Annotated in this window: 16 protein-coding genes; 12 read left to right on the forward strand and 4 right to left on the reverse strand. The window is 55.2% G+C overall.

What is annotated here, in order from left to right:
* Positions 1-82: 82 nt before the first annotated feature.
* From ACILP3_RS04795 to ACILP3_RS04810, 4 genes are all read left to right on the forward strand, one after another.
* A complete protein-coding gene (locus ACILP3_RS04795) occupies positions 83-1,003 on the forward strand; it encodes a hypothetical protein (RefSeq protein ID WP_395615526.1) in 921 nt (306 codons plus the stop codon).
* A gap of 363 nt (positions 1,004-1,366) precedes the next feature.
* On the forward strand, positions 1,367-1,882 hold the full coding sequence (rplJ, locus tag ACILP3_RS04800; RefSeq protein WP_395615527.1) for a 50S ribosomal protein L10: 516 nt from the start codon (positions 1,367-1,369) through the stop codon (positions 1,880-1,882).
* Positions 1,883-1,956: 74 nt separating this feature from the next.
* Positions 1,957-2,328, forward strand: coding sequence for a 50S ribosomal protein L7/L12 (rplL, locus tag ACILP3_RS04805; RefSeq protein ID WP_395615528.1), 372 nt, complete (start codon positions 1,957-1,959; stop codon positions 2,326-2,328).
* A gap of 268 nt (positions 2,329-2,596) precedes the next feature.
* On the forward strand, positions 2,597-3,133 hold the full coding sequence (locus ACILP3_RS04810) for an adenine phosphoribosyltransferase (protein WP_395615529.1): 537 nt from the start codon (positions 2,597-2,599) through the stop codon (positions 3,131-3,133).
* Between the two features lie 7 nt (positions 3,134-3,140).
* On the opposite strand, the gene ACILP3_RS04815 is transcribed toward ACILP3_RS04810, so the two are convergent.
* The 4 genes from ACILP3_RS04815 to ACILP3_RS04830 form a co-directional block, all read right to left on the reverse strand.
* Positions 3,141-3,866, reverse strand: coding sequence for a class I SAM-dependent methyltransferase (locus ACILP3_RS04815; protein WP_395615530.1), 726 nt, complete (start codon positions 3,864-3,866; stop codon positions 3,141-3,143).
* 27 nt (positions 3,867-3,893) lie between these two features.
* Positions 3,894-4,358, reverse strand: coding sequence for an acyl-CoA thioesterase (locus ACILP3_RS04820; RefSeq protein ID WP_395615531.1), 465 nt, complete (start codon positions 4,356-4,358; stop codon positions 3,894-3,896).
* A 1-nt stretch (position 4,359) separates the two neighbouring features.
* Positions 4,360-5,571 (reverse strand): LL-diaminopimelate aminotransferase, encoded by a 1,212-nt coding sequence (locus ACILP3_RS04825; protein WP_295492891.1) that lies wholly within the window; start codon positions 5,569-5,571, stop codon positions 4,360-4,362.
* A gap of 86 nt (positions 5,572-5,657) precedes the next feature.
* Positions 5,658-7,484 (reverse strand): DEAD/DEAH box helicase, encoded by a 1,827-nt coding sequence (locus tag ACILP3_RS04830; protein WP_395615532.1) that lies wholly within the window; start codon positions 7,482-7,484, stop codon positions 5,658-5,660.
* Positions 7,485-7,583: 99 nt separating this feature from the next.
* Here ACILP3_RS04830 and ACILP3_RS04835 point away from each other — a divergent pair, with 99 nt between their 5' ends.
* The 8 genes from ACILP3_RS04835 (at position 7,584) to murA (ending at position 15,652) form a co-directional block, all read left to right on the forward strand.
* On the forward strand, positions 7,584-9,224 hold the full coding sequence (locus ACILP3_RS04835; RefSeq protein ID WP_395615533.1) for a PHA/PHB synthase family protein: 1,641 nt from the start codon (positions 7,584-7,586) through the stop codon (positions 9,222-9,224).
* A 62-nt stretch (positions 9,225-9,286) separates the two neighbouring features.
* Positions 9,287-10,480, forward strand: coding sequence for an acyl-CoA dehydrogenase family protein (locus ACILP3_RS04840; RefSeq protein WP_395615534.1), 1,194 nt, complete (start codon positions 9,287-9,289; stop codon positions 10,478-10,480).
* Between the two features lie 111 nt (positions 10,481-10,591).
* Positions 10,592-11,731: an acyl-CoA dehydrogenase family protein gene (locus ACILP3_RS04845; protein ID WP_395615535.1), complete on the forward strand. Its 1,140-nt coding sequence runs from the start codon at positions 10,592-10,594 to the stop codon at positions 11,729-11,731.
* A gap of 98 nt (positions 11,732-11,829) precedes the next feature.
* Positions 11,830-12,462, forward strand: coding sequence for a phasin family protein (locus tag ACILP3_RS04850; RefSeq protein ID WP_395615536.1), 633 nt, complete (start codon positions 11,830-11,832; stop codon positions 12,460-12,462).
* A gap of 203 nt (positions 12,463-12,665) precedes the next feature.
* Positions 12,666-13,007, forward strand: a complete 342-nt coding sequence (clpS, locus tag ACILP3_RS04855) for an ATP-dependent Clp protease adapter ClpS (protein WP_395615537.1) — start codon at positions 12,666-12,668, stop codon at positions 13,005-13,007.
* Complete coding sequence (locus ACILP3_RS04860) at positions 13,004-13,732, forward strand: SDR family NAD(P)-dependent oxidoreductase (RefSeq protein WP_395615538.1); 729 nt, start codon at positions 13,004-13,006, stop codon at positions 13,730-13,732. The genes clpS and ACILP3_RS04860 overlap by 4 nt, the downstream gene beginning before the upstream one ends.
* Positions 13,733-14,335 (forward strand): 2-hydroxychromene-2-carboxylate isomerase, encoded by a 603-nt coding sequence (locus tag ACILP3_RS04865; RefSeq protein ID WP_395615539.1) that lies wholly within the window; start codon positions 13,733-13,735, stop codon positions 14,333-14,335. It abuts the gene before it with no gap.
* Positions 14,336-14,371: 36 nt separating this feature from the next.
* A complete protein-coding gene (murA, locus tag ACILP3_RS04870) occupies positions 14,372-15,652 on the forward strand; it encodes a UDP-N-acetylglucosamine 1-carboxyvinyltransferase (RefSeq protein WP_395615540.1) in 1,281 nt (426 codons plus the stop codon).
* Positions 15,653-15,722 lie beyond the last annotated feature (70 nt).

Raw genomic sequence — 15,722 nt, forward strand, 5'->3', positions numbered from 1 at the left:
CGGCCCCCATCCCCAAAAACTGCTTTCCTACAACCTATATGGTGATTTATTATTCATATTTTGTCGCATGAGGTGAAATGACATGAATAATGAATGGCTACAAATACAAACGAATAACGGGGTGTGCGAGATTGAGGATCATATTGAACACGACCCCGACATGACCGAAATCCGCAATGATTATCGCTGGACCCCGCAGTGTCAGCGCGCTTTTTTGGAGGCGCTGGCCTTTGGCGGCAGCGTCCTGCGCGCGGCTAAGGCTGTCTGTAAATCACCCCGCTCGGCCTATGGTTTGCGCTTTCGGCGGGATGGCGCGGCTTTTGCTTTGGGTTGGGACGCGGCGATTTTGGTGTCGCGTTATGCCTTGCAAAACATGCTCATGGACCGCGCCGTGAACGGCTATGAGGAAATTTTGACCAAGCAAGACGATGGCACCACATTGCGCGGCCGGTTCGACAACCGGTTGAGCAAAAGCCTGCTCGACCGGCTGGACCGTTTGGCCGACGCGCAGGCGGTGAGGGGCAGCCGAAACGCGCAGATACAATGGATTGTGCAGGATTTTGAAAGCTTTCTCGACCTAATCGAAGAAGGCGGCACGGGGGCGCAGGCCGCATTGTTTTGCGCGGCGCAGGACGATGGTCCCGCTCCTGAAGTTGCGCGCGCGCATAATCCTGCAATTGGGTGTGAACTTAGCCGGATTTCCGCCAGTGACAGGGCCGTGCCAGATATTTTGGACGACGAGCCTGATATCGTCGCCGACCGGCTTGGCATATGGTTTGACGAGGATGTGCGTGGATGGCGGACGAATTACCCCAAGCCTGATGGGCGTGGCGCAGAGTTTTTGACCGAAACGGGCTTTTTTGGCGATGCGGATTATGAACGCACGCTCACCGAGGCCGAAGAAGTCGCGCATTTGGAGGCATTGCAGCGCAAGCGACAGCCATGGATCGACGCCGCGGCCAAGGCGCGCGACGCGTGGTTTGGCGAAAGGTCAGCAGCATGAACTTATTGGAGAGCGTTTTGCGGGCACGACCAGCGCATCTGCCCGCGCAGATTTCGGCACCAGTGCTTGACTCTGCGCCCAACCCTGCTAGTTGCACCCCTGTTCGGTGGAGCGACGGCTTCACCGGCAACCGTCCGAGACAGTTGGTGAACGGAATTTGCCGTTCTTAATGTCCAGCCTAGACGGGGATAGAGATTTCAGGATTGGCTTTGCCATCCTTCGCCACTGCTCCGACAAACTGTCGTGTGCGTTCGGCATGAAACTTCCCCACGGACCAAGTCAGCGTTAGTGCCCATCCGGGTGCTTCGCTTTTCGTGTTGGGCTTGCCCGGTTCGCCGGGACGGCCCGAATAAGGAGTAATGCATGAACCGTTCTGAAAAGACCGAAACAGTTGCATCGCTGAACGCCACTTTTAATGAAGCGGCGGTTGTTGTTGTTACCCGTAATCTCGGGTTGACAGTTGCACAATCGACCGACCTTCGTTTGAAGATGCGCGATGCGGGCGCAAGCTATAAGGTTGCCAAGAACCGTCTTGCCAAAATCGCCCTTGAGGGAACGTCTTATGGTGCGTTAGCAGATTTGCTAACAGGACCTACGGCGCTCGCCACATCGTCGGACCCGGTCGCCGCTGCAAAGATTGCGGTCGAGTTCGCCAAGACCAATGACAAATTAGAAATTGTCGGCGGTGCGATGGGTGACACTTTCCTTGATGTAAATGGTGTAAAGGCGCTGGCTTCATTGCCATCGCTCGATCAACTGCGCGCGACGCTTATCGGGCTTGTACAAGCACCGGCAACGAAAATCGCTCAGCTATCGACCGCACCGGCTGCGAAATTGGCACGGGTATTTGGTGCCTATGCTGACCAAAAGGCAGCGTAACTTTTTACATGAAACCGGCTGCGTCCATTTGGGCGAGCCCTACAGATATGACAGAAAATCGGAGTGTTATTTAAATGGCTGATATTGAAAAGCTTGTAGACCAACTTTCGGCGTTGACCGTTCTTGAAGCGGCTGACCTTGCAAAGGCTTTGGAAGAAAAATGGGGCGTAAGCGCCGCTGCTGCTGTTGCTGTTGCTGGCCCTGCTGCCGCTGCTGCACCTGCTGCTGAAGAGCAGACTGAATTTGACGTTATCCTGACCGGCGACGGCGGAAACAAGATTGCCGTCATCAAGGAAGTCCGCGCGATCACCAACCTCGGTCTGACTGAAGCAAAGGCTCTTGTTGAGTCCGCGCCAAAGGCGATCAAGGAAGGCGTAAACAAGGCAGAAGCCGAAGACATCAAGGCGAAGATCCTTGCTGCTGGCGGAACCATCGAACTGAAGTAATTCAGTCTCCCTTTGGGGATATGCAAATGGGGCGGCCTAGCGATAGGCCGCCCTTTTTGTTGCCGCGTTTTTTAACTGCCGCGTTTTTACTGCCGTATTCTCGTCATCCTGAACTTGTTTCAGGATACCGTACCGCCGCTTGTTATCCTGAAACAAGTTCAGGATGACGAAAAAGAGTTGGGGACCGAGACTCCCTTAGCCTGAGGTGAAGGAAACCGCCGCGCCGGAATGGCTTGAAATCCTGCGCTGCAACAGGCAGTCATGCGACATGCATGATAACGCAGACCTCGCGGCCCTGATCCGCAACATTCCGGATTATCCCAAGCCCGGCATCATGTTCCGCGACGTGTCGAGCCTTTTGCTTGATGCAAGCGGCTATCGCCGAACGATTGATCGGCTCGCGGCCTTAGTTGACCCCGATACAGAGCTGGTGGCCGGGATTGAGGCGCGCGGGTTCATTGTGGCGTCGGCCTTGGCTTATGCACTTGGCCTTGGGCAATTGATGCTGCGCAAGCCAGGTAAGTTACCCGGCGACAAAATTGGCATCGATTACACGTTGGAATATGGCACGGACCGCATCGAAATGCATGTCGGCCATGTCCAGCCAGACCAAAAAGTGCTGTTGGTCGATGATCTGATTGCCACAGGTGGCACGGCTTTGGCTGGCCTTGACCTCATCCGTCAGGGTGGCGGCCATGTCGAACAGGCCTTGTTCATTGTCGATTTGCCCGACCTTGGCGGCGCAGAGAAATTGCGGGCGCAAAATATCCGCGTGGACGCCCTCATCGGTTTTGACGGCGACTGACGAGTGGTTAAGATTGCGGATAGCGGCTGGCGCAGGTCTTTATGGCCGATGGTTCGGGCCGCTCGCCGCTGACTTCAAACCGGGCGATATAGCCGCCAAGTTTCAATTGCTCGGTAAAGCCCGTCAGGCGGTAGCCTACCGCGTCAAATTCACAAAATAACAGCTTTGGTGGAATACCGTGCCGGTGCGTGGCCTGATCACGGTCGACGACAATCACTTGCCCGCCTTTTGCCAGCGCCGGGCGCATCCGCCAGAGGAAGGCATAAGGCTCTTCAATTTCATGATACATATGCACCATGAATATCCGGTCAAAGCTGTTCTGTGGCAGACGGGGATCGTCGACCGCCCCTTCTTTGATCGCGACATTGTCGAGCTGCTCACGGGTGACGCGCTCACCTAAACGATTTAGCGCGCCGCGGTTAATATCCTGCGCCAAGACGCGGCCTTTGGGGCCAACGCGCTCGGCAAGGCGGATAGTGTAATAGCCCTCGCCTGCGCCAATGTCGGCAACCGTGGTTCCCAACTGAATGCCCGCCCAATCCATGACATATTCGGCTTCGCCTGCTTCGTCGCGGGCAGCTTCGGTCGAAAACTCGGTATCGCCAATCGCCGATACTGTCCTGTCGGCGCGGGGGAAATCTAATGCAGTTGCGCTTTGCTCGCCACTGGGGCTTTCGGTACAAGCGCCCAACAGCAAAAGCCCAAGCATTAGGGCTGCTAATTTAGGGGGCATGACGCGCGCTAGCATCGCCGCCGCGCCTCAGGCTTCGGCCAACGCAGACGGCGGATTGGCTGCTTGGCTATCAAACGCTGTAAAAACGTCCTTCACCCAATCGGGCAATGGAATGGGACGATGCGTGTCGAGATCCACATGCACGCTCACCAAATCCACCGTCGCACGCAAATCGTCCGAGCCATCTTCGGTGAGACCATGAATTTCAACGATCTGAGTCATGCTTGTGCGCCCCGTTGCGATGGTCCGCGCCATGACTTCAATCATCTCATCGGGCTTGATGGGGGCAAACCAGGTGACGGTGGCTTTCTTCACATGAAATTCCATCGGTGCGCCATCGGCATATTTGCGAAACTGCACCGCGCGCCAATATTCGGTAACCGCGACATCCGCATAATCGAGATAACGGGCGTTAAAAACTACGCCTTGCGCGTCGGTTTCCGACCAGCGCACGCGAAAGCTATGATGAAAAGCAAAGTCGCCACGTGCCATGTCAGATCGCCTTGGACTGCGCAGGGGTGTTTACGCCCATGGATTGCAAATAGCGTTTCACATTGCGCGCAGCCTGCCGAAGCCGGTGCTCATTCTCGACCATGGCGATGCGGACATAGCCTTCGCCATCTTCGCCATAGCCAACGCCAGGCGCGACCGCGACCTTCGCCTCGGTCAGCAACTGCTTGGAAAATTCAAGGCTGCCCAAATGCGCGAGCGCGGGTGGCAAGGGGGCCCATGCAAACATCGATGCCTTTGGCGGCGGAATATCCCAACCGGCCCGCCCGAACGCCTCGACAAGGATGTCCCGACGTTTGTGGTAAAGCTGGCGGTTTTGTTCAACAATGTCCTGCGGCCCGTTGAGCGCGGCGCAGGCTGCTGCCTGAATGGGGGTAAAGGCCCCATAATCGAGATAGCTTTTCACCCGCGTCATCGCCGCAATCAGGTCGCGGTTACCAACGGCAAAACCAACGCGCCATCCGGCCATGGAATAAGTTTTGGACAAGGAGGTGAATTCGACGGCAACATCCTTGCCACCCTTCACCTGCAAAATCGACGGTGTTGGGTTGCCGTCAAAATAAAGTTCGGAATATGCAAGGTCGGACAATATCCAGACCTTATTCTCCTTCGCCCATGCGACCAGCCGTTCGTAAAACGCCAAATCAACGGTCTCGGCCGTCGGGTTGGATGGATAATTGACCACCAATATCGACGGACGTGGAACAGTGAAGGCCATGGCACGCTCAAGCGAGCGGAAGTAATTTTCGTCGGGCGTGGTTGGCACCGAACGGATTGTCGCGCCGGCAATGATGAACCCAAAGGTGTGAATGGGGTAGCTTGGGTTCGGTGCCAGAACAACGTCGCCCGGCGCAGTGATGGCGGTGGCAAGGCTTGCCAAGCCTTCTTTAGAACCCATCGTCACGACAACTTCATGTTCGGGATCAACATCAACCCCGAAACGCCGCCCGTAATAATTTGCCTGTGCTTTGCGAAGCCCTGGAATACCCTTGGAAGCCGAATAGCCGTGGGCATCTGGCTTCTGAGCCACTTCGCACAGTTTTTCGATCACATGCGGCGGCGGCGGCAAATCGGGATTGCCCATGCCGAGATCGATAATGTCCTCACCCGCGCCGCGCGCCGCCGCACGCATCGCATTGACTTCAGCGATGACATAAGGCGGCAAGCGTTTCATGCGATAGAATTCTTCGGACATAAGTTCCCGTTTCGGCTTGGTTAATTCAAGACCGCCCTCATGCGCGAAGTTTTACCGCATTTCCAGAAAAACTATATTCGCATCCGTTAACGCGGGCGGTTGCCTTTGGCCTTGTGTTTGACGCCATGCTTTGATGGGGGTGGTCCATCCTTACGGAAAGGACGCGCGCCATCGCGGTTTCCACCACCACCACGAGGTCCGTCCCCGCGGAAGTTACCGCCGCGTGGTGGCCCATCGCCGCGTGGATTTACGCCCAGTTGCGAACGCTGTGGACGGTCGCCATCGCGGCCCATACGCTTGTTTTCGCGCGCTGCTTCACGCGGTGGGCCATTGGCTTGAACGATTTCGACGTCATTGTCTTCATCATGCCCTGGTTGGGCAATGGCTTTGGTGAACTTGGCCACAGCTGCCGCCGCAATGCCGACATGCGTTTCATTCGCGGCAATGCGGATGGCGCCAATGTCGTTCTTGGTCACGCCGCCACGACGGCACAATAATGGCAATATCCATTTGGGGTCAGCATTGTTACGGCGACCAACATTCAGTTTGAACCAAACGGAATCGTCGAATCCTGCACGATGGTCGTCGCGTGGGCGTTCACGGCTGCCGTCATCCAGCAGGTCTTCGGCTTGCGGCATCTTGGCACGATGCACGCGCACCAACGCCGCAGCAATATCTTCAGCAGACATCGTCTCAAGTAATTTTGCACCCAGAGCGCGGTCTTCTTCCTCAACCTCAACTGGGGTCAAAAGCGTTTCAAGCAGACGATCATGGTCCTTAGCGCGGATATCTGCAGCGGTTGGTACCTTAATCCAATCCGCCTCGATCTTTGCGCCGCGCAGCATGGATTCAACACGCTTGCGGCGCTGATAGGGCACGATCAACACAGCGGTACCCTTGCGGCCTGCACGGCCAGTCCGTCCAGACCTATGCTGAAGCCCTTCTGCATCACGCGGCAGTTCGACATGCACAACCAACGATAGGTTCGGCAAATCGATCCCGCGTGCGGCAACATCGGTTGCAACGCAAACGCGCGCCCGCTGGTCACGCAAAGCCTGAAGCGCTTGGTTCCGCTCGGACTGCGAATGCTCGCCCGACAAGGCAACGACGTTAAAGCCGCGCTCGGTCAGACTGGCGTGCAAGCGGCGGACATTTTCACGTGTCGCGCAAAACAAGATTGCGGTTTCGGCTTCGTGCAAACGCAGCAAATTGACCACTGCGTTTTCAATGTCCGGTGGAGCGACCGTAACCACTTGATAGCTGATGTCGCCATGACCGCGGTCTTCGCCAACGGTAGAGATTCGCAAAGCATCGCGCTGATACCGTTTTGCCAGCGAAACAATCGGTTTCGGCATGGTGGCCGAGAACAGCAATGTCCGCCGACCTTCCGGCGTCGCGTTCAATATTTCCTCAAGCTCTTCACGAAAGCCCATGTCGAGCATTTCGTCCGCTTCGTCTAGGATCGCAACTTTCAAAGCCGACAGGTCAAGCGCGCCACGCTCCAAATGGTCACGCAACCGTCCTGGGGTGCCGACAACAATCTGCGCGCCTTGGTTTAAGGTGCGGCGTTCTTTCGAAGCGTCCATCCCACCAACACATGTCGCAATGCGCACGCCTGCTTTACCATAAAGCCACATCAATTCGCGGCTCACCTGCAAGGCAAGCTCGCGGGTCGGGGCGATGATGAGTGCAGCAGGCTCACGTGCAAGGCTAACTAGCCCGCCGTCAAGGATTTGGGGTGCCATAGCGAGGCCAAAGGCCACGGTTTTGCCAGAGCCAGTTTGTGCCGATACGACGAGGTCGCGTCCGACAGCCTCCTGCGCGATAACAGCGTTTTGAACGGGGGTCAGCGTAGTATAACCACGCACGGTGAGCGCTTCATCGAGAAGCGGAGGAATATTTTCAAATGTCATTATTCGGCGCCTTTGCGCTCTTTTTTACACAATGTCCATGCTGCGCCGCACAACAAAACAATCTTCGACAATTTCATTTGCTTTGATATGCCTGTCAATATGGCCGACTCATCCGAAATCCCGCCTTTTATGGACCCTAAGCAGTTCATGAAGTTTTTTGAACAAACCGCCGTGGCCACGACCGACCCAGCAAAGGCCTATCGCGCTGCGTTGGATGCCTGGGGAACAGTGTTGGAGCCGCTGGCCAAAGCTGGTCGGGACAAGGTCGATACGACAGACCGGCGTTTTGCCGCGCCGCAATGGGAGCATCCCATATTCGACTTGGTCCGGCAAAGCTATCAGGTCATGTCCGAACATATGTTGGCCGCCGCTGACCAATTGGATGGCTTGTCCGAAAATGATAAAGCCAAAATGGGCTTTGCTCTGCGCAGCATTATCGAGGCGATGAGCCCGGCAAATTCACCCTTTACCAATCCGGTTGCACTGGAACGCGCCTTGGACACGAAGGGCGCGAGCCTGATGTCGGGGATGCAGCATTTGATGCAGGATATGCAGCGCGGGCAGTTGACCCATACCGATTCAAGCGCGTTTATCCTTGGCGAAAACATCGCCGCAACGCCGGGCAAAGTCGTGCATCAAACGCCTTTATACCAGCTCATCCAATATGACCCGACAACGGAAAATGTGCTGGAAACACCGCTCATCATTTTTCCGCCATGGATCAACCGCTTTTATATTCTCGATCTCACAGCGGAAAAAAGCTTTATCAAATATTGCGTCGACCAAGGCATTACGGTTTTTGTTGTATCGTGGAAATCGGCAGACGCTTCGATGAAGGACATTATTTGGGACGATTATATCGCGGCGCAGATCGACGCGATTGATACGGTGCGCTCAGGCCTTGATGTGCCTGATGTCCATGCAATCGGTTATTGTGTCGCCGGCACAACCTTGGCGGCAACGCTCTCAATCCTTGATGCTACTGACGCAGCCGACAAGGTGCGCAGCGCGACATTTTTTACCGCACAAGTCGATTTCAGTTCAGGCGGCGAGCTACTGCACTTCATCGATGATCAGCAAATCGCGATGATGGAGGCCTTGAGCGCGCCGCAAGGATATATGGATGGGCGTTTCCTGGCGCTGACCTTTAACATGCTTCGCGGCAAGGACCTGATCTGGTCCACCGTGGTCAAAAACTATTTGCTGGGGGAGGACTATCCCGCGTTTGATTTGCTGCACTGGAATGGCGACGTCACCAACCTGCCCGCTAAATGGCACCGCAACTATGTCGTCGACCTCTATCGCGACAACCGGCTGGTAAAGCCAAATGACATGTCGGCACTCGGCACCCCAATTGACCTACGCCGGGTGAAAACGCCGACCTATATTCAGGCCGGGCGTGAGGACCATATTGCGCCCGCCGAAAGCGTCTGGAAATTGCAGGAGCATTTTGCTGGACCGACCAAATTCGTGCTGGCGGGCAGCGGCCATATTGCAGGTGTGGTCAATCCGCCTACGCAGATGAAATATCAATATTGGACCAATGACGCCGCGCCACCTTCGCTCGCGGCATTCATTGAAGGCGCAACGGAAACCAAGGGCAGCTGGTGGCCCGATTGGCTCGTCTGGTTAACAGACAAAGGTGACGCACGCGTATCAGCAACTGGGCCGCGGCAACCGGGGCAAGGCATTCTGAAGACGCTAGAATCGGCTCCAGGAAGTTATGTGAAGGCGCGGTGAGATTCAATTGACGTTTACGTAAACGTCGACTAGTTCCATCTCAGCTTTTTAGGAGAATCGTGATGCAACTGGAATTCAGCCCCGCAGAAATCGCCTTCCAGAAGGAAGTGCGCAATTTCATCGCCGAAAATTACCCCGAGAATCTCCGCTCTGTTCAAGACGAAGGGCATGATCTTTCGAAGGAAGATTTTCTGTCATGGCATCGCATTCTCGCCAAGAAGGGCTGGATCGCACCTGCATGGCCCGTGGAATATGGCGGCACCGGCTGGACAGCGACCGAGCGTTTCATCTGGTCCGAAGAACTCGCCGCAGCAGATTGCGTGGGAACGATGCCATTTGGCCTGTCGATGGTTGGTCCAGTGATCTACACATTCGGCACGCCTGAGCAGAAAGCCAAATTCCTACCCGGTATCTTGTCGGGCGATGATTGGTGGTGTCAGGGTTATTCGGAGCCTGGCGCAGGTTCGGACCTTGCATCGCTACGCACCAAGGCTGTTCGTGACGGCGACGATTACATCGTAAATGGTCAAAAAACCTGGACCACCATGGCTCAACATGCAGACTGGGGCTTTTTCCTTGTTCGCACCGATGCCGATGCCAAGGCGCAAGAGGGCATCAGCTTCTTATTGATCGACATGAAGTCGCCGGGCGTCACCGTCCGTCCAATCATCACCTTGGGCGGAGAGCATGAAGTCAACGAAGTATGGTTAGAAGACGTCCGCGTACCCGTCGCAAACCGCGTATATGAAGAGAATAAAGGTTGGACCTGTGCCAAGTTCCTGTTGGCGCATGAACGCACCGGCATTGCTGCCGTTGCCCGTTCAAAGCGTGGCGTGGAGAAGATCAAGGCGATTGCCCGCACCGAACAAGACGGCGACCGCCCATTGATCGCTAATCCATTCTTTAAGCGCAAGATTTCGGAGCTTGAAATTGACCTCACGGCTCTTGAATTCACGGAATTGCGCAGCCTTGCAGGCGAGGCAGCAGGCAAGGGTCCCGGCCCTGAATCGAGCCTGTTGAAAATCAAGGGTTCAGAAATCCAGCAACGGATTACCGAACTCGCGCTCGAAGCGGTCGGCCATTATGGCGCGCCATATTTCCGTGGCTTTGGCGAAGGCGACAATGAACACCCGATTGGTCCGGACTATGCGCATCGTGCGGCACCGACCTATTTCAACACGCGCAAGACGACGATTTATGGTGGATCAAACGAGATCCAGCGCAACATCATCGCCAAGATGGTGCTGGGAATTTAAACTAACATTTTGCCGTCACCCTGAACACGTTTCAGGGTCTTAATTCGCAACGTTGAAATTAAGAGGCTGAAACAAGTTCAGCATGACGGACCACTGGACGGGATAATTACAATGGATTTCAGCTACACCGAAACGCAGGACATGATCCGCGAAACATTGAGCCGTTTTTTGACGGACACCTATGACTTCGATAGCCGCGGCAAGATGATTGCCAGCAGCACGGGACGTGACTCTGGCATCTGGAAAGCTTTGGCGCAGGATCTCGGCATGTTGGGTGCCTCGTTCAGCGAAGACCATGGCGGTCTTGGCGGTGGTCATCTCGAAAACGCCTTGATCATGGAAGAATTGGGCAAAGTTATCGCGATTGAACCGTATCTCCAGACTGTCGTTCTGGGCGGTGGCGCGTTGAAGGCGGTCGGCGGCGCAGTGGCGGATGCGGTGATCCCGGAAATCATCAATGGCAATGTGATCATCGCCTTTGCATATGCTGAACCACAGGGCCGCTATAACCTCGCCAATATCCGCACGACCGCGAAAAAGGACGGCGCGGGTTATGTATTAAACGGCCATAAAGGCGTAGTATACGCCGCGCCATGGGCTACGCATTTGCTCGTCACCGCGCGCACAGGCGGCGCTAACACCGATGTAAACGGCGTATCTTTGTTCCTCATTGACGCCAACGCAAAGGGCATTGTTCGCCGCGATTACCCGACTGTTGACGGGTTTCAAGCATCCGAAATTTATTTCGAAAACGCCTCCATTCCTGCCGACGCTTTGTTGGGTGATGAAGGCGCGGGCCTGCCGCTGATTGAACGCATCGTTGATGAAGCGACCGTTGCGGTTTGCGCTGAATCCTGCGGCGTGACTGCCAAGCTGCATCAGGGAACATTGGAATATGCCCGTCAGCGTAACCAATTTGGTCAACCGATCTCGCGCTTCCAAGTGCTTCAGCACCGCATGGTCGACATGTTTATGGAAGTTGAGCAATCAAAGTCCATGACCACAATGGCGACGCTCAAGCTCAATTTACCGGCGGCGGAACGTATGGCCGCAGTATCGGCATGCAAGGCGAAGGTGTCACGTTCAGCCAAGTTTGTCGGGCAGAGCGCTATCCAAACGCATGGCGGCATTGGCATCACGCAAGAATTGGCCATCGGTCACTTCTTCAAGCGCGCGACGATGATTGAGAATCAATTTGGGTCTGCGGATCACCATTATGAACGCTTTGAACGGCTAACTTTGGCGGATTAACGCGCTTAAGCATTTTTTGTGCACTGCACCATTTTTTGTTGACATAGTTTGCATTTGCTTTATTGTGCAGTGCAACACAACAGAAATGGTGCTTTCACATGGCCAGCAAAACACAAACCAACGTTCCGGCAAAAACTGCAAAAGTTGCAGCGCCAAAGAACGTGAATGTTAAAACTGCTCCCAGCACCGTTGCGAAGACTAAGGTGGAAACACCTGCTGCTTCTTCGCCTCCCAAATCCGTGTCTGTTGAAACAACACCCTTTGCTCAAGGAGTATCCAATATGACTGACACTGTTAAAGCCGCTGCAGAAAAAACCGCCGAAAAGGCCACAGAATTTTTCGCTGACGTCCGTGGAAAGGCAACTGAAGCTGCCGAAAAGGGCAAGAAGTTTGCTGCGGAAGCCGTTGCATTCAACAAAGCAAATGTCGAAGCCGTCGTTGAAGCCGGTAAGATCGTTGCCAAGGGCGCTCAGGAAATCGGCAAGACCAACATGGAATTCGCCAAGAACAATTTCGAAGAAGCGCAAGTTGCCGTCAAGGAATTGACTTCGGTCAAGTCACCAACTGACTTCGTCAAGCTCCAGGGTGAATTAGCGCGTAAGGGTTTCGATACTGCTGTAGCGCAGGGTTCGAAGAACACCGAAGCGATGGTCAAGTTGGTCAGCGAAATGTTCCAGCCAATCTCGAACCGCATTGCGGCGACAACCGAACTTTTCAAGAAAGCTGCATAAGCTCTTGCAAGATATTGCGCCGGTGGGTCATCCACCTGCCACCCTCTCTCCTCCTTTTGGTGGCAGGACGTCGAGATCAACCGGTGCAATTCCACAAAGCAACCGTCCTTTCCGGTAAGGAAAGGGCGGTTTCTTTTTGGTGTAAGAGAATAGATGGCGAACGGGGCTTGCAGAGACCCCCTCCTCTGCTCTATTTTGCACGAATGCTGATTTTGATGGCGCAAGATGATGACGATAAAAATGGCGGCAGACCTGGGGTCGGCCTTGCCACGCGCACGCGCCCGAAAACCAAAAAGCCAAGCCTGTATAAAGTGCTGCTGCTGAACGACGATTACACGCCGATGGAATTTGTCGTACACGTGCTCAAGGCGTTTTTTCAGATGGATACGGATCAGGCTACGCGGGTTATGATTCATGTTCATCAAAAGGGCGTCGGCGTTTGCGGCATTTTCACTTATGAAGTGGCCGAAACCAAGGTCACGCAGGTGATGGACTTCGCGCAGAAGAACCAGCATCCGTTGCAATGCACGCTGGAGAAAGATTGACTAAGGCAGCCCTGATCGTCGGCGCCGGTGACGCTACAGGCGGGGCAATCGCCAAGGCATTTGCGCGCGAAGGCTATGTCGCCTGCGTCAACCGCCGCGCGCGCAATACCCATCAGTTGGAGGCGCTCGCGCAATCGATCCGCGATGAGGGATATGAAGCCCGTGCTTACCCTGGGGACGCCCGTATCGAAGACGAAGTCGTTGCGATGGTCGATGCCATTGAACGCGACGTTGGACCAATAGAGGTCGCAGTTTTTAACATCGGCGCGAACGTCAATTTTTCCATACTCGATATGACCGCGCAAGTGTACCGCAAGGTATGGGAAATGGCGGCATTTGCTGGCTTCCTGATGGGGCGTGAGGCTGCACGGCGGATGGTCGAACGACAGTCGGGCACCATCATCTTTACAGGCGCAACAGCTAGCATCCGCGGCGGCAAAGGCTTCTCAGCCTTCTCCGGCGCGAAGGGCGCGCTGCGTATGCTGGCGCAGTCCATGGCGCGGGAGCTTGGGCCGCAGAATATCCATGTGGCGCATGTGATCATCGATGGCGGCATTGATACGGCCTTCATCCGCGGTATCCGCCCGGATTTCGAGGCCGCAAAAGCAGCAGACGGCATATTGTCGCCCGACGCGATTGCGCTGCAATATGTTGCCTTGCACAAGCAACACCGCAGCGCATGGACGCATGAGATGGATTTGCGCCCCTGGACGGAGAGTTTTTAAATGGCCAAAAATTTAGAATTTCTCTTCGATATTGGCGGACCAAATAGCTATTTGGCATATAAGATGTTGCCAGAGCTGTGCGCCCGAACCGGCGCGGAAGTTGTGTATGTGCCTATCCTGCTCGGTGGCTTGTTCAAACTTACAAACAATCAGGCGCCGATGATGCGCTATGCCGAAACGCCTGCCAAACAGAAATATGAGATGCTGGAATTTCAGCGCTTCGTTAAAGCGCATGAAATCCCGTTTAAAATGAATCCCCGTTTTCCTCTCAACACGCTCCACGCAATGCGCGGTGCAGTTGCGGCCCAACGGATTGGCTGCTTTGCGCCTTATGTGGACGCGGTCATGGCGGCGATGTGGCATGACGGGGCGAACTTGGGCGATCTGGATGTTGTGCGCGATATTCTCGACAAGGCTGGCCTCGACAGCGCCGCCTTGCTGGCTCTGGCCGATGACCCAGAGGTGAAGGCAGAACTGATTGCCAACACAGAATCCGCCGCAAAACGCGGCGCATTTGGCGTGCCGACCTTCTTTGTGGGTGAAGAGATGTTCTGGGGAAAGGAGCGGCTTGGGCAGGTTGAGGCAGCGCTCACCAAATCCTAAGTTGCGCCTTATCCAATTCCCGCTAAATACTGTGCGATGGATAAAATAATCGTACGTGGCGGCAACGCCCTAAAAGGCAAGATTCCCATTTCAGGTGCGAAGAACAGTGCATTGACGCTGATCCCGTGCGCGCTGCTGACCGATGAACCGCTGACTTTGCGCAACTTGCCGCGCTTGGCCGACATTGACGGGTTTCAGCATTTGATGAACCAGTTTGGCATTTCGACGACGGTTGCTGGGTCACGCCCCGAAGATTTCGGCCGCGTTATGACGTTAGAAGCTACGCGTATTACCAGCAACATAGCGCCTTACGACCTTGTCCGCAAAATGCGCGCCTCTATCCTAGTGCTTGGCCCAATGCTGGCGCGCGCGGGGGAAGCGACCGTTTCGCTGCCGGGCGGATGCGCTATCGGGAACCGACCGATTGACCTTCACCTCAAGGCGCTGGAGGCCTTTGGCGTCGAGATTGAAGTGGCCGCCGGCTACGTCAAAGCCATTGCCAAAAAGGGTATTCCCGGCGGAACCTACACCTTTCCAGTCGTATCGGTTGGCGCGACCGAAAACGCCCTGATGGCGGCCAGTCTCGCCAAGGGCACATGTGTGCTTCACAACGCTGCGCGTGAGCCAGAAATTGTCGACCTGTGCAATTTGCTCGTTGCCATGGGCGCACAAATTGAAGGCATCGGCACTTCCGATTTGATCATTCAAGGCAGAGACCGCCTACATGGCGCAACTTACCGCGTGATGAGCGACCGTATCGAGGCAGGTAGCTATGCCTGCGCCGCCGCCATGACTGGCGGGGATGTCGAGCTTGTTGGTGCAAAGGCCAGCGAGATGGACGCGACGTTGGATGCCTTGCGGCAAGCCGGTGTGAAGGTCGAAGATACGGGAACTGGTATTCGTGTATCTTCAGATGGCAAACTTAAGCCGCTTACCATTTCCACCGCGCCCTATCCGGGCTTTGCCACCGATATGCAGGCGCAGTTCATGGCAATGCTCTGCATGGCAGACGGCGCTAGCGTGCTCACCGAGACTATATTTGAGAACCGCTATATGCATGTGCCCGAACTTAATCGAATGGGCGCGCATATCGAGACCAAGGGCCGCACAGCAATTGTCCATGGCGTAAAGAAACTCACAGGGGCCCCGGTAATGGCAACCGACCTGCGGGCGTCAATGAGCCTTGTAATCGCTGGATTGGTGGCGGAGGGCGAAACGCATGTCAGCCGACTCTATCATCTTGACCGTGGTTATGAACGGCTTGAAGAAAAGCTTCAGTTGGTCGGCGCGGACGTCGAACGCGTCGGCGCGGAGTGAAAGTGGTCCTTACATCTTGGCGCATGTAACGAAGGAATAGTTGCCAGTTGTCGATTTTTATTGCATCCTG

Source organism: Sphingorhabdus sp., assembly GCF_044239665.1.
In the GTDB taxonomy this organism is placed as follows: domain Bacteria; phylum Pseudomonadota; class Alphaproteobacteria; order Sphingomonadales; family Sphingomonadaceae; genus Sphingorhabdus_B.

Coding starts and splice junctions, on each gene's coding strand:
- ACILP3_RS04820 (WP_395615531.1), bottom strand. CDS start 4,358: ATGGCACGTGGCGACTTTGCTTTTCATCATAGCTTTCGCGTGCGCTGG.
- ACILP3_RS04840 (WP_395615534.1), top strand. CDS start 9,287: ATGCAACTGGAATTCAGCCCCGCAGAAATCGCCTTCCAGAAGGAAGTG.
- ACILP3_RS04830 (WP_395615532.1), bottom strand. CDS start 7,484: ATGACATTTGAAAATATTCCTCCGCTTCTCGATGAAGCGCTCACCGTG.
- ACILP3_RS04810 (WP_395615529.1), top strand. CDS start 2,597: ATGCATGATAACGCAGACCTCGCGGCCCTGATCCGCAACATTCCGGAT.
- rplJ (WP_395615527.1), top strand. CDS start 1,367: ATGAACCGTTCTGAAAAGACCGAAACAGTTGCATCGCTGAACGCCACT.
- ACILP3_RS04850 (WP_395615536.1), top strand. CDS start 11,830: ATGGCCAGCAAAACACAAACCAACGTTCCGGCAAAAACTGCAAAAGTT.
- rplL (WP_395615528.1), top strand. CDS start 1,957: ATGGCTGATATTGAAAAGCTTGTAGACCAACTTTCGGCGTTGACCGTT.
- clpS (WP_395615537.1), top strand. CDS start 12,666: ATGCTGATTTTGATGGCGCAAGATGATGACGATAAAAATGGCGGCAGA.
- ACILP3_RS04835 (WP_395615533.1), top strand. CDS start 7,584: ATGGCCGACTCATCCGAAATCCCGCCTTTTATGGACCCTAAGCAGTTC.
- ACILP3_RS04825 (WP_295492891.1), bottom strand. CDS start 5,571: ATGTCCGAAGAATTCTATCGCATGAAACGCTTGCCGCCTTATGTCATC.
- ACILP3_RS04845 (WP_395615535.1), top strand. CDS start 10,592: ATGGATTTCAGCTACACCGAAACGCAGGACATGATCCGCGAAACATTG.
- ACILP3_RS04865 (WP_395615539.1), top strand. CDS start 13,733: ATGGCCAAAAATTTAGAATTTCTCTTCGATATTGGCGGACCAAATAGC.
- ACILP3_RS04815 (WP_395615530.1), bottom strand. CDS start 3,866: ATGCCCCCTAAATTAGCAGCCCTAATGCTTGGGCTTTTGCTGTTGGGC.
- murA (WP_395615540.1), top strand. CDS start 14,372: ATGGATAAAATAATCGTACGTGGCGGCAACGCCCTAAAAGGCAAGATT.
- ACILP3_RS04795 (WP_395615526.1), top strand. CDS start 83: ATGAATAATGAATGGCTACAAATACAAACGAATAACGGGGTGTGCGAG.